Raw genomic sequence first — 13,319 nt, forward strand, 5'->3', positions numbered from 1 at the left:
GTTTTTCTACGTTCCGGTGGTCTGGGGTGCATTGCTCATTGCTCAATCCTTGGGACATGGATTGCCGGAACTTCTTACCAACCTGACAGCGGCGCTTCAGCACCCGCTGGATATCCATTGGACAGACAAAAGCATGCTGTCCATCCTGATCTGCACCGGCCTCTATATCATGGGCCTATGCGTCTACGCCTCGGAACAGCGGCGCACGCGGGACGGCGAGGAGCACGGCTCCGCCGCCTGGGGCTCTCCCCGGCAGGTCAACGCCATGTTCCGCCAAAAAGAGAACAAGATCCTGACCCGCCATGTCCGCCTGGGCCTGGACACCCACAAGCACCGCCGCTCCCTCAACGTCCTGGTTATTGGCGGCAGCGGCGCGGCTAAGACCCGCAGCTATGTCAAGCCAAACATTCTGGAGGCCAACACCAATTATGTCATTACCGACCCGAAAATGGAGGTGCTCACAGCCACCGGAGGGTGGCTGAAAAGCAAAGGGTATGACATCCGGGTGCTCAACCTGGTCAACCTGGAGGAGTCGGACGGGTATAACCCATTCCGCTATCTGAGAGATGAAAAAGATGTCCTCAAGCTGGTTAATAATCTCATCCAGGCCACCACACCAAAGGGCAGCCATGAATCTGATCCGTTTTGGACGAAAGCTGAGACGGCGCTCCTTCAGGCCATCATCCTCATGCTGTTCCAAGAGGCCCCGGAGTATGAGCAGAACTTCTCCATGGTCATGCGGGTGCTGGAATACGCAGAGGTTCGAGAGGAGGATGACGAGTATCTCTCCCCCCTGGATTTACTGTTTCAGGCCATGGAACGGGAGAACCCGGAGAGCGTGGCTCTGCGGCAGTACAAAGTATTCAAGCAGAGCGCAGGCAAGACAGCCAAGAGCATTCTGGTATCCGCCGCGGTTCGTCTGGCCCCCTTTAACCTACCCCAGATCCGGGCCATCACGGACCACGACGATATGGACCTCTATACCCTGGGAGAAAAGAAATGCGCTCTCTACGCCGTAATCCCGGACAATGACAACACCTTCAATTTCTTGGTGTCCCTGCTCTATTCCCAGGCGTTTCAGACGCTTTACTACAGCGCGGACCAGATCCATCATGGGGCGCTACCCCGGCACGTCCACTTTGTATTGGATGAGTTCGCGGCCATGCCGCTGCCAGGGTACACCCGTGAATTGGCCACCATGCGTTCCCGTAACATTTCCTCCAGCACCATCATCCAGAATATGGCCCAAATCAAGGAGCTATACAAGGACTCCTGGGAGACCATCCCCGGCAACTCGGACACTATCCTCTATCTGGGCGGCAACGAGCAGAGCACCCATAAGTATATCTCTGAGGCCCTGGGCAAGGCCACCATCGATACAAAGACCCATGGGCAGACCAAAGGCAAATCAGGCTCCTACTCCACCAATTTCCAGATGAGTGGACGGGAGCTGCTTACCCCTGATGAGGTCCGTGCATTGGATAATCGCTATTGCATCTTGTTTATCCGGGGAGCAAAACCCGTCATGGACCTAAAGTATGAACTGACCGAGCACCCCGCTATCCGCTACACCGTGGACGGAGGCGGAGCGCCGTATATTCACCATGGACACAACACCACACCGGCCATTCCAGGCACACCGTTCTTCCAGGTTATTTCTGCCGATGAAACCAACAAAGAAAAGGAGACTGCAGCATGAAACATGATCTGACCACCCGTAAGTATGAGCGCCGCGCACGGAAACTGTACGCCCTGTTTTCCTGCCTCGTTCTGGCGCTGACCGTTATGGTTGTCCCGGCCTTTGCCGCAGACGATCCGCTGACGGTCGTCAACAACCTTTCCGAGTTCATCTTCTCCCTGATTCGAGCCATCGGCCTGATCCTGCTGGGCTTCGGCGTCCTCCAGCTGGGCCTGTCCCTCAAGAGCCATGACCCCTCCCAGCGGGCCAATGGCATGCTCACCATCGCCGGTGGTATCGTGATCACCTTTACCAAGGAGATCCTCACCCTCATCACCGGCTGATGAGGAAGAAACGCAAGAACACCCACGGCCCTGGAATGGGCCGTGGGTGAGAAAGGAGTGGCTGCAACATGAGATACAGCCTGTATGGGAGGTGAAGTGATTGGGCAGTGGAAACTGGATCGTAGACAATCTGAATTCCGCCCTGCAGACCTGGAACGACAAACTCGCAGAGATCTGGACCCTGATCAGCACAACCCCAGAGGACTTCAAAGGCGGCGGGATCTGGAACGTGATCGTCAGCATCAACGGGGCGCTGCAAGCCATTGGCTATGCTCTGTTGGTGCTGTTTTTTGTGATGGGCGTAGTCAAGACCTGCGGCAGCTTTACCGAGATTAAGCGCCCGGAGGTGGCCTTCAAGTGCTTTATCCGCTTTGTGCTGGCACAGGCGGCAGTGACCTATGGTATGGAACTGATGAACGCCCTGTTCCGAGTGGCCCAGGGGGCAATCTCCACCATCATGGATGCATCCGGCATGACTGCCATGTCACCCACCACACTGCCGGAAGAACTCATTACCGCCATTGAAAGTGTAGGACTGTTGGAGTCCATCCCCCTTTGGGCGGTGACTCTGCTGGGCTCCCTGTTTATCTGGGTTCTGTCCCTCGTTATGATCCTGACCGTTTACTCCCGCTTTTTCAAGCTCTACATGGCCACCGCCATCGCGCCTATCCCCCTGGCCAGTTTCGCGGGACAGCCCTCCAGCAGCATCGGCGTCGCTTTCCTCAAAAGCTATGCCGCCATCTGCCTGGAGGGCTGTATCATTGTGCTGGCCTGCGTCATTTTTTCGCAGTTTGCCTCCGCCCCGCCCGCTGTGGGCGACGCTTCCACAGCACCGGCCACACTGGTCTGGAACTACATTGGCGAGTTGATCTTCAATATGCTGGTGCTGGTTGGTTCCATCAAGATGAGTGACCGGATCATCCGGGAATTGATGGGGCTTGGTTAATCATCGTCAAACAGGTCGTCCACCTGGATCTTATATCCGCCATCCGCTTCTGGTTTCCCGTACATTTGGGCCTCCCGCATCCGGTTGAGCACGATGAGTTCCAGCATCTTGTCCTCTCTCCTCCGGAGCAGGATGTCCTGAACCTTCCGAACCAGGGAGACCACCCAGGACAGAACTACAACCGCCAGCAGCGCATACCAGATGACGTTGGCCAGCGTTTGATTGGCATAGTACCATTCATGAAAAACGGTGGGAACGATCAGCGCATAAACCAGTGGGATGGTCAGGCGAAACACCGCGGCCAGGCGGAACACAATGGAGAGCAAGATCATTACGCTCCCGAGCATCAGATATGCCATACGCTCAACTCCCTTCCTAAGTTGAGCAAATGGTACCATAGCCGGACAGGCTTTGCAACGGTCTGTCCATGAAAACCAAACAGAAATGCAGGAGGTGATACCTTGGAGGTACGCATCAATAAAGAGGTGCGGAATTACCAGGAAAGTCTATTTTTCGGCCTGTCCCTGCGGCAATTTTTGTTTGCCCTGCTGGCCGTTCTGGTGGCGCTGGCCGTGTACTTTTGCCTGCACCCGGTGCTTGGAACAGGCGAGATCGGATGGGTGTGTATCCTGGCCGCGTTTCCATTCGCCCTGGGTGGTTTTTTCACCTATAACGGCATGACGCTGGAACGCTTTCTCATGGCGTATATCCGCTCGGAATTTTTCATGCCCAAACGTCTCTTGTTCCGTTCAAACGATCTCTATGTCCAACTCATGGAACATTCATCGATAAAGGAGGCCATTCGACTTGATTAAGCCCCTTCAAAACACATTGAAGCAGGACAAGGAGCACCTTACGGTGCCAAAGTCCGTTCAGGACACCATCCCCATCCGCCGGATCTGGCCGGATGGGCTTTTCCAGTTCGGCGGGAAATTCTCGAAAACCATCCGCTTTTCCGACATCAATTACGCCATCGCTTCCAAAGAGGACAAGACGTCCATGTTCCTGGGCTACTCGGAACTACTCAATGCCCTGGACACCGGCTCTACCACCAAAATCACCATCAACAACAAGCGGCTCAACCGCCGCAACTTTGAGCGGGAGATCCTGATCCCGCCCCAGGGGGATCATCTGGACGGAGGCCGTTCGGAGTACAACGCCATGCTGCTGGACAAGGTCACCGACTCCTCCAACAGCATGGTGCAGGAGCGATATGTCACCGTCTCCACCCATAAGAAAACGCCCGAGGAGGCCCGGACCTTCTTCGACAGGGTCATGAATGATGTGACCACCCGGCTCAATCACCTGGATTCCCACTGTGAGGAGCTGGACGCGGTGGAGCGGCTGCGTGTGCTCCATGATTTTTACCGGGTGGGCGAGGAGTCCCGGTGCCATATCGACCTGCGGGAGTGCATGAAAACAGGACGCTCCTTCAAGGACACCATCTGCCCGGACAGCATGGAGTTTCGGAAGGATCTCTTCATCATGGGCGATAAATATGGCCGGGCCATGTTCCTCAAGGAGTATGCCAGCTACATCAAGGACTCCATGATCAATGAGCTTACCAGCCTGAACCGCACCATGATGCTGTCCATCGACGTGATCCCTGTCCCCACCGATGAGGCCGTGCGTGAGATGCAGAACCGCCTGTTGGGGGTGGAGACCAACGTCACCAACTGGCAGCGGCGGCAGAACAGCAACAACAACTTCTCCGCGGTGGTGCCCTACGACCTGGAGCAGCAGCGGAAAGAGACGCGGGAAATGCTGGATGATCTAACCACACGGGATCAGCGGATGATGTTCGCCGTGGTGACTCTGGTGCATCTGGCCGACAGCAAGGAGGAGCTGGACAGCGACACAGAGACCCTCCAGTCCATCGCACGCAAGCATTTGTGTCAGCTGACCACTCTGAACTGGCAGCAGGACGCGGGCCTTGTCACCGCCCTCCCCTTGGGTCTGCGGCGGATCGACGCCCTGCGCACCCTTACCACCGAGGCCCTGGCCGTCCTCATGCCCTTCAAAGCCCAGGAGATCCGGGACCGGGGCGGCATCTACTACGGCCAGAATGTCATCAGTAAAAATCTCATCATTGCCGATCGCAAGCAGCTCCTCAACGGCAACGGATTTGTTCTGGGCGTGTCTGGCTCCGGCAAATCCTTTACCGCAAAACGGGAGATTACAGCCCTGGCCCTCTCTACCCAGGATGACATCCTGATTATTGATCCGGAGTCGGAATATCGGCCCCTGGTGGAAGGGCTGGGCGGCGAGGTGGTGGAGATCTCCGCCACCTCCAGCAACCACATCAACGCCATGGACATGGAGCAGGGCTACGGCGAGGGTGAAAACCCCGTGGTGCTGAAATCGGAGTTCCTGCTTTCTCTCTGTGAGCAGTCTGTGGGGGCCGGAAAGCTGTCTGCCAAGGAGAAGTCTATCATCGACCGCTGTACAGCACAGTGCTACCACGACTATGTGCGGGACGGCTGCCGGGGCCAGGCCCCCACACTCCAGGACTTTCACGCCGAACTGCTGCGCCAGCCGGAGGCCGAGGCGCGGGATGTGGCTCTGGCCCTGGAACTGTTCACGGAGGGCAGTCTCAACACCTTTGCCAAACCCACCAATGTGGACATGAGCTCCCGCATCGCCTGTTATGACATCCGGAAGCTGGGCAAACAGCTGCTCTCCATGGGCATGCTGGTGATCCTGGACAGCTTTCTCAACCGAATCACCCGCAACCGCCGCCTGGGGCGGAATACCTGGATCTATATCGATGAGATCTATCTGCTGTTCCAGCATGAGTACAGCGCCAACTTCCTGTTCACCCTTTGGAAGCGGGTGCGGAAGTACGGTGCCTGCTGTACCGGCCTGACCCAGAATGTGGACGATCTGCTCCAGTCCCACACGGCCCGGACCATGCTCGCCAACAGTGAATTCCTGGTCATGCTCAACCAGGCCAGCACCGACCGGCTGGAGCTGGCCCGTCTGCTGAACATCTCAGACAACCAGCTCTCCTACATCACCAATGTGGACTTTGGGCGGGGCCTCATCAAGTGCGGCAGCGCCATTGTGCCCTTCATGGACAATTTCCCCAGGCACACGCAGCTCTATAAACTGATGACGACCAAGCCCTCTGACTTGGCCGCGTAATAAAACCAGGGAGGGGCCAAGGCCCCTCCCTGCCGGAGTGAGGTGAGATATATCGATAAAATCAAAGAGAAACCCCAGGTGCAGCACACTTTGAAAGAACGGGTCAAGTCCGCGCCGAAGGAATTGATCCGGCGGGGGCTGGATGACGGCACAGAACGCCTGCGGGGCCAGCTGCGGGACACGGCCCAGCACGGCCAGCGGGATGACTTCGGCGGCGACCAGCTGGGCGATGCCGAGGTGAGCGGTGTCAAACGGGCGGAGCAGCTGGCCGAGCATCTGCTGGGAAAACGAAAGAAAGGTGCAAAGCACACCCCGGATGCAGGCCCGGACGGATACCCTGACCGTCACGATCCGCCAGGAGCGGCAAGACCAAGAGATGACGGCACTCTGCCTCCAAGGGGCCGCCGCCGCGGGAAAGAAGCGGGAGATCTGCTCCGGACGCAGAGTGCGGGCAGAAGCCAGCCCCAGCCGCAGTCCGCACTCCAAACGCCTCAAAAAAGAAATATCAAGACCAAGGACGTCTATCTGAAGATGCAAGCCGATCCCGCGCCTGCCACACCGCCAAGCGCCTTGCAGCAGGGAAAAACGTCCTTTGTGCGGGAGCGCCAGGGCACCCTTCTCCGCAGCAGGAAACTGGAGCAGCGCTTGCCTGTGAGAAAGGTCGGCCCCTTGGCAGCTCCTCCCTCGGGAAAACGGCCACAAGGTACAGAGGCCCGCAAGCAGCTACATCAGGTGTCCGGGCAGACAGGTGGTTCTCGTGTGCAGCCCCGGCCTCACGGGGAGGTCTCCAGGCAGGCTATGGGCAGCACCGCAAAGACGGCAGTAAAAGAACGAGGCGTGCCGGTCAAATCGGCTGGCCATCCCATTCGCAAAACGGCTGGGATTGGAAAGCCGGGTGGGAAACCGCCTGTAAGAGCGTTTCCGGCCCGACAGGCCCGCCGTGCGGCGGAGGCGGGAGCCAGGCTGGCACAGACTCAAAAGGCCGCAAAGGCGGCCCGTGTGACCGCCAGACAGGCCGCACAGGCGGCAAACCGCGCACTACGCGCTGTGATCGCGGCAGCTAAGGCTTTGGCCGCCGCGGCCACAGCAGGCGGTGGGGTGGTAATCGCGGTGGTGGTTGTCATCTGTCTGTGCGGCATCATCCTTGCCTCACCGCTGGGCATCTTTTTTGCCGGGCCTGATGAAACGACCGGAGCCGTCTCTCCCGCCCAGGCAGTGGCACAGATCAACGGCGAATTGGGAGAGAAGATCTCCAGTATGCAGGCGGAGGGTGGATATGACACGCTGGAGATCCAAGGACAGCCGCCCCCCTGGTCTGATATCCTGGCGGTGTTTGCCGCCAAAACGGCGGGCGCTGCTGATGGAACGACCGTGGAAATATTGGATGCGGCCAATGTGGAGGCCCTGCGCACAGTCTTCTGGGACATGACAAAACTTGCCTCCTCCTCCAGAGAGGTGGAACATCCCGCCTCCGGAGACACTCCGGCCTGGACAGAGAAAATACTCACTGTGACGATCACCGCCAGAACACCGGATGATATGCGGGTATTTTATTCTTTCACTGAGGAACAGAACGCGGCGTTGGATGAACTGCTGGCAAACTCCGACATGCTGGCTGCCTTGGCCGGAGATCTCACGATCTCCGACGCCACAGCAAAGAAGCTGTTGGCTGACCTGCCCGCTGATCTGGACCCGGAGCGCCGGGCTGTGGTGGAAACCGCCTGCAGGCTGCTAGGCAAGGTCAACTACTTCTGGGGCGGGAAGTCCCTGGTGATTGGCTGGGACTCCCGCTGGGGACAGCTCACCAAGGTATGGGCAGACGGCAGCTCGACTACCGGAACCTATCTGCCCTACGGGTTAGATTGCAGTGGATTCGTCGATTGGGTATTTTACAATGTCACTGATGGAGAGTACGTCATAGGCCACGGCGGCGGCGCTCACATGCAGCACACCTACTGTACCCCCATCTCTTGGAATGAGGCCCAGCCAGGTGATCTGGTATTCTATCCCGGTGACGAGCATGTGGGGATCGTAGGTGGCAGAGATGAAAGTGGAAACCTGCTCATCATCCACTGTGCGTTCAGTCAAAATAATGTGGTGATCACCGGTCTGGAGGGCTTTACCTCCATTGGACGCCCCTTGTATTACAGAGAATAAAATAAATCTCACGGTGAGACACAATTCCTGTCGGAATGAGGTCTCGCCGTGAGATTTTTTAATCTTCAAACAGTTTAGAGACTGGAATCTCCAGCACTTCCGCAATCTTAAGCATGGTTTCCATGGATACACCGAAAGCCTGGGTGGGGCTTTCAATCTTTTTCACCATCTGTTGCCTTCTTTTCATTTTTCGTAATGCCACGCAAGTGTTAGACCTGTTTATTGGACAGTTATGGTGATAAAATTTTATAGTAGAGAATACCGCTGTTTTGTGCTATCCTGTAAAAAAGTAGAAACCAACATTTTGAGGTCGATGCATGATGAACACAACACCTTATAGCGGATCGTTGACTGCAGAGCAATTCTTATTTTACGAAATTCGAATTGCATCGAAACTTTATTTACAAGGCATCTCGGTTGATGACGCTGCCGCCAAAATAAGAGAGGATAATCTGTTCCAGTACCCAACAGAACGCCAGATTTCTCGGATGGCCAGGGCGTGTTATCGACGTCTGGATGCGCTGAACAACCAGAAGCTTATAAAGGAAATCAGCAGTGCTCCCACGGAGATTGCCAAGCAAATCAACCTCTATGCCATCATGCGGTACAATCGGCTGGTCTGGGATTTTATGATCCAAGTCATAGGCGAAAAGTTCCGTACCCAGGACTACTCTTTTGAGCGAAAAGATCTCAATACCTTCTTCTCCCGTCTCCAGGCTCAGAATGACAGCATAGCGGGTTGGAGCGACAACACGATCAACAAAATCAAAAGTGTTCTGGTGCGCTGCTTAGTTGAAACGGAGTACTTGGATCATCTCAAGAGCACAACACTCAATCCGGTTTTCCTCTGTGAAGAATTGGAGCAAGGGATTTGCGAGAATGATGATACGGAAGTACTTCCGGCATTTAATTGCTTTCGTTGAGGAGGGGCAGAGATTATGCTGAAAGCAGAATTGGATCGGATCAGAGAACGGATCTCTGACCCCAATTTCCTTGAAAATAAGGGGTTGAGTAACGAAGTCGGCATTCATGTCTTTTGTTATGATCCTGCTAATGAATTGGTGGTGCAGGATTACATCCGAAGGATCAAAGACGAATCTGGAACACCGTATCGAATCATTGAATGTGATCTCTATGAGATCTTTCTTCAAGTGCTGGAGGAAAAGCGAGTTTTGAAGTCAACTCCCGCTCTGGAAAGCAAAAAGGGAAAAGACTACTTGCTGCAGCAACTTCAGAAAATTGCTACGCCGGAAGCTCTGCTGGCCAAGATGGACTACAGCCCTCATGTAAAGGGACAGGATGTCTTGTTTATGACAGGTATTGGGAAAATTCATCCTTTCATGCGATCTCATAAGATGCTGGACAGTATGCAGCATCTCTTTGCGGACATTCCGGTGGTGATGTTCTACCCCGGCACTTTCAACGGGCAGACATTGAGCCTCTTTGATGAATTTGTAGACGGAAATTATTATCGGGCGTTTAATCTGCTGTGAGGGAGATTGGTACTATGAAGATACAATCCATGTTTCAAAAAGATATTAACCGTGATATCAATGGCGTCGTTAAGGTTGCCCAGGATGATGAAAAGAGCCTGCATCAGGAATTAAGCGAGTACATCATTACTAAGGAACTGCGCCGCCATTTCCGGACTTTTTTTGATAACTATACCAAAGCCATTGATCAGCCCACGGATAAAATGGGTGTGTGGATCTCCGGCTTTTTTGGAAGCGGTAAATCGCACTTTCTGAAGATGCTTTCCTACCTGCTCTCTAACAAAGAGGTGCAGGAAGTTCCAGCCATTGACTACTTCAAAGATAAATTCGATGACCCTATGATGTACGCCCAGGCGGTCAAATGCGTGTCTATTCCCACAGAATCCATTCTGTTCAATATTGACATTGAAGGACCTATCAACAAGGATAAGACCGCTGTTCTCCGCACCTTTGCCAAGATGTTTTACAATCACTGCGGTTTCTACGGAGATGACCTGAAAATTGCCAAGCTGGAGCGTTTCATTGACCGGCAGGGCAAAACGGAGGAATTCCGGCAGAAGTTCGAAGAAGTCAATGGCGGTCCCTGGGTGGAGACCCGTGACTCCTTCGCTTTCTTTGAGGACGATGTGGTAGAGGTGCTCCAGTCCGTCCTGGGCATGAGCGAGCAGGCTGCCCGCAACTGGTTCAACGGCGAGGAGACCAACGAACTGAGCATCGCCCAGCTGGTGTCCGACATTAAGGAGTATGTTGACAGCAAGGGTGACAAGTTCCGTCTGCTGTTCATGGTGGACGAGGTGGGCCAATACATCGGTGATGACGGCGACCTGATGATCAACCTCCAGTCCCTGGTGGAGGAGCTGGGTGCTAAATGTATGGGCAAGGTCTGGGTCATGGTCACCAGTCAGGAGGCCATTGACTCCGTGGTGAAAATTGCCGGTGACGACTTCTCCAAAATCCAGGGACGCTTCAATACCCGTTTGAGCCTGTCCTCCTCCTCGGTGGATGAGGTCATTAAAAAGCGTGTGCTGGCCAAGACGGAAGAGGCCGACCAACTGCTGCACATGGTCTACGATAAGGAGCAGGCCGTTTTGAAGAACCTCTTTGTCTTCAGCGACTCTGTTCTGGACATCAAGGGATTCGCTGACAGCGGAGAATTTGTTGCCACATTCCCCTTTGTCCCCTATCAGTTCATCATCATTCAGAAGGTGCTGGCAGAGATCCGCAAGCATGGCAACTCCGGCAAGCACCTCTCCGGCGGCGAGCGTTCCATGCTCTCCGGCTTCCAGGAGGCTGCACAGAAGGTACAGGAAAAAGATGAAAATGCTCTTTTGCCCTTCTACCTGTTCTACGATACCGTACATACTTTTCTGGAGAGTGCCATCCGCCGAGTGATCGACCGCTGCCAAAACGCAGCGGACAACCATGACGGCATTGAACCCCAGGATGTGGCCGTCCTGAAGTTGCTCTACCTGGTACGCTATATCGATGACATCAAGGCCAACATTGATAATATCGCCACCCTGATGGTGGACGATATCCGCACAGATAAAATTGCTCTCCGTGCCTCTGTCACTGCCTCCCTGGCGCGGCTCCAGTCCCAGAACTATGTCTCCCGCAACGGGGACACCTACGCTTTCCTGACAGATGAGGAGCAGGATGTTGCCGTTGACATCAAAAACACGGTGGTAGACTCCAACCAGATCACCCAGAGCATCGCCCAGACGGTGTTTGGGGATATATACCCAGCCAAGAAATTCAAGCATGGCCGATACGACTTCTCCTATGACCAGTACATCGATGAAACGCTCAATGGCTCCGCCAGCGGCGGCATTCGTCTGCGGGTCATTACCGTGGCCAGCGACCACTATAAGGACTCCGATCAGCAGCTCATCATGGAGTCCCAGGTAAACAACGAGGCCATCGTAGTCCTCTCCGGCGACACCCCCTATTATGACGAGCTGGAGCAGGCCATGAAGATCCGCAAATATGTCAAGCAGAAGAATGTCTCTCAGCTGCCCGAGACTATCCAGGACATCATCCGCAAGCGCCAGCAGCAGGCCCGCCATCTGGAGGATCGGGCCAAGGGCTATCTGGAAAAAGCCATTGTGGACGCCAAAGTGGTGGTTCACGGCGAGATCATGGCTATCAAAGCCGGGAGCGCCAAAGACAAGCTGGACGCCGCCCTCAGCGGTCTGGTGGAGAGCGTCTACTCCAAGCTGAACATGGTCAACCACTTTGTGGAGAGCGACGCAGACATCCTGGCCATTCTTAACGGCAGTGCCGATGCTGACCTCAGTCTGGTGGGTTCCGGCGCTAACAATGAGGACGCTCTCAACGAGATCAGCCAGTGGCTGGAGCTGAAGTCCGTCGGTCCCACCATCTCCATGGGGGATGTGCAGCGGCGCTATCAGGCCATCCCCTACGGCTGGAAGGAGATCGACATTGCCGCCCTCATCGCCCGGCTCATTGCCCAGCAGAAGATCTCCATCAAGTACGGAGGAGCTATCGTCGCCAAGGATGACCGCCGCCTGGTGGACTATCTGCGCAAGAAGTCTGAGGTGGACAAGGCCGTAGTGGCCCGCCGGATCGCCCCCTCGGAGGATCTGATGCGCAAGAGCATCTCCTTCCTGCGGGACTACCTGGGCGCTATGGATATTCCCGGCGACGAGGATGGTCTGGTGCGCTTTGTCCTCAATACCTTTGAAACCAAACTGGCCCACTACCAGGGTCTGCTGGATCAGTATGCCCAGAACCGCTACCCGGAAAAGGAGCAGGTGACCACCGCCCGAGATCTGGCCCAGGACATCCTCAGCCAGCGCAAGGACAATGTGGCCCTGCTGAACCGCATGGTGCAGAAGCAGGACGATCTGCTGGACTCCTCGGAGGACATGGAGGGTGTGGAGCTGTTCTTCAAGAGCCAGCGCACCGTCTTTGACGAGGCTGTCAAGCAGATGAACCGGATCAGCCGGGAGCGGGACTACTTCGCCACCGAACCGGACACCCAGGAGGTCTTCCGTACCATCTCCGGCATTCTGGCTATGCCCAAGCCCTATAACCGCATTGGGGAGTTGCCCGAACTGATCGGCAAGGTGAAAGCCGCCTATCAGGCTCTGCTGGAGCTGAAAAAGGAAGAGGTGGCCGAGACCATCCGCCAGTGTATGCAGGATGTCCACCAGTTGGCCGGAGAGGCCCGGGATGCCGGTGCTCTGCTGAAGCAGGCCGACGACTACTTTGCCGGGAAACGGGACGCTGCTAAGGAGGCCCTTTCCCTCACCGAGCTGGACGCCATGATCACCCAGCTGCTCAACCATAAAGATACCGTCTGCAAGCGCATGGAGGTCATGGCCGCCCCCGCGCCGGAACCCCAGGCCAAAGAGAGCGGCGAGGCCAAGCAACCCGCCCCTGCCCCCAAGAAAATCGCCACCGTGCGCCGCTATGACCTGTGTTCCGTGAAGCGGCTGCAATCCAGGGACGATATTGACGCCTATGTGGAGGGCATCCGCCAAAAGCTCTACCAGACCCTGGAGAGCTGCGACGGTGTACAGGTCAACTAAAGG

10 protein-coding genes are annotated in these 13,319 nt (G+C 55.6%); 9 read left to right on the forward strand and 1 reads right to left on the reverse strand.

Features of this window, described 5'->3' with window-relative positions; all coding sequences use genetic code 11:
• Positions 1 to 133 precede the first annotated feature (133 nt).
• The 3 genes from H6B51_RS01465 (at position 134) to H6B51_RS01475 (ending at position 2,968) form a co-directional block, all read left to right on the forward strand.
• Positions 134 to 1,699, forward strand: a complete 1,566-nt coding sequence (locus H6B51_RS01465; RefSeq protein ID WP_243421089.1) for a VirD4-like conjugal transfer protein, CD1115 family — start codon at positions 134 to 136, stop codon at positions 1,697 to 1,699.
• The gene (locus H6B51_RS01470; protein ID WP_006574296.1) at positions 1,696 to 2,022 is read left to right on the forward strand and encodes a hypothetical protein; all 327 of its coding nucleotides are present in this window, start codon (positions 1,696 to 1,698) and stop codon (positions 2,020 to 2,022) included. The genes H6B51_RS01465 and H6B51_RS01470 overlap by 4 nt, the downstream gene beginning before the upstream one ends.
• Before the next feature lie 100 nt (positions 2,023 to 2,122).
• Positions 2,123 to 2,968, forward strand: a complete 846-nt coding sequence (locus tag H6B51_RS01475) for a VirB6/TrbL-like conjugal transfer protein, CD1112 family (protein ID WP_006574297.1) — start codon at positions 2,123 to 2,125, stop codon at positions 2,966 to 2,968.
• Here H6B51_RS01475 and H6B51_RS01480 read toward each other — a convergent pair.
• A complete protein-coding gene (locus H6B51_RS01480) occupies positions 2,965 to 3,327 on the reverse strand; it encodes a molecular chaperone GrpE (RefSeq protein WP_227602938.1) in 363 nt (120 codons plus the stop codon). The genes H6B51_RS01475 and H6B51_RS01480 overlap by 4 nt on opposite strands.
• Before the next feature lie 102 nt (positions 3,328 to 3,429).
• Here H6B51_RS01480 and H6B51_RS01485 point away from each other — a divergent pair, with 102 nt between their 5' ends.
• The 6 genes from H6B51_RS01485 to brxC all read left to right on the forward strand — a co-directional run bounded on the left by H6B51_RS01485 (position 3,430) and on the right by brxC (position 13,316).
• On the forward strand, positions 3,430 to 3,783 hold the full coding sequence (locus tag H6B51_RS01485; RefSeq protein ID WP_006574299.1) for a PrgI family protein: 354 nt from the start codon (positions 3,430 to 3,432) through the stop codon (positions 3,781 to 3,783).
• Complete coding sequence (locus tag H6B51_RS01490; RefSeq protein ID WP_204881980.1) at positions 3,776 to 6,112, forward strand: VirB4-like conjugal transfer ATPase, CD1110 family; 2,337 nt, start codon at positions 3,776 to 3,778, stop codon at positions 6,110 to 6,112. The genes H6B51_RS01485 and H6B51_RS01490 overlap by 8 nt, the downstream gene beginning before the upstream one ends.
• 90 nt (positions 6,113 to 6,202) lie before the next feature.
• Positions 6,203 to 8,269, forward strand: a complete 2,067-nt coding sequence (locus H6B51_RS01495; protein WP_207753812.1) for a C40 family peptidase — start codon at positions 6,203 to 6,205, stop codon at positions 8,267 to 8,269.
• A 317-nt stretch (positions 8,270 to 8,586) separates the two neighbouring features.
• The gene (locus tag H6B51_RS01505) at positions 8,587 to 9,192 is read left to right on the forward strand and encodes a DUF1819 family protein (protein ID WP_204881982.1); all 606 of its coding nucleotides are present in this window, start codon (positions 8,587 to 8,589) and stop codon (positions 9,190 to 9,192) included.
• A 15-nt stretch (positions 9,193 to 9,207) separates the two neighbouring features.
• A complete protein-coding gene (locus H6B51_RS01510) occupies positions 9,208 to 9,762 on the forward strand; it encodes a DUF1788 domain-containing protein (RefSeq protein WP_204881983.1) in 555 nt (184 codons plus the stop codon).
• 14 nt (positions 9,763 to 9,776) lie between these two features.
• The gene (gene brxC, locus H6B51_RS01515; protein ID WP_204881984.1) at positions 9,777 to 13,316 is read left to right on the forward strand and encodes a BREX system P-loop protein BrxC; all 3,540 of its coding nucleotides are present in this window, start codon (positions 9,777 to 9,779) and stop codon (positions 13,314 to 13,316) included.
• Positions 13,317 to 13,319 lie beyond the last annotated feature (3 nt).

Source organism: Pseudoflavonifractor phocaeensis (assembly GCF_016901955.1).
GTDB classification, from domain to species: Bacteria; Bacillota; Clostridia; order Oscillospirales; family Oscillospiraceae; genus Flavonifractor; species Flavonifractor phocaeensis_A.

What these genes read in the sequence shown, in the direction of transcription:
- H6B51_RS01465 (WP_243421089.1), top strand. Translation starts at nt 134, where the DNA reads ATGCTGTCCATCCTGATCTGCACCGGCCTCTATATCATGGGCCTATGC.
- H6B51_RS01470 (WP_006574296.1), top strand. Translation starts at nt 1,696, where the DNA reads ATGAAACATGATCTGACCACCCGTAAGTATGAGCGCCGCGCACGGAAA.
- H6B51_RS01480 (WP_227602938.1), bottom strand. Translation starts at nt 3,327, where the DNA reads ATGGCATATCTGATGCTCGGGAGCGTAATGATCTTGCTCTCCATTGTG.
- H6B51_RS01505 (WP_204881982.1), top strand. Translation starts at nt 8,587, where the DNA reads ATGATGAACACAACACCTTATAGCGGATCGTTGACTGCAGAGCAATTC.
- H6B51_RS01510 (WP_204881983.1), top strand. Translation starts at nt 9,208, where the DNA reads ATGCTGAAAGCAGAATTGGATCGGATCAGAGAACGGATCTCTGACCCC.
- brxC (WP_204881984.1), top strand. Translation starts at nt 9,777, where the DNA reads ATGAAGATACAATCCATGTTTCAAAAAGATATTAACCGTGATATCAAT.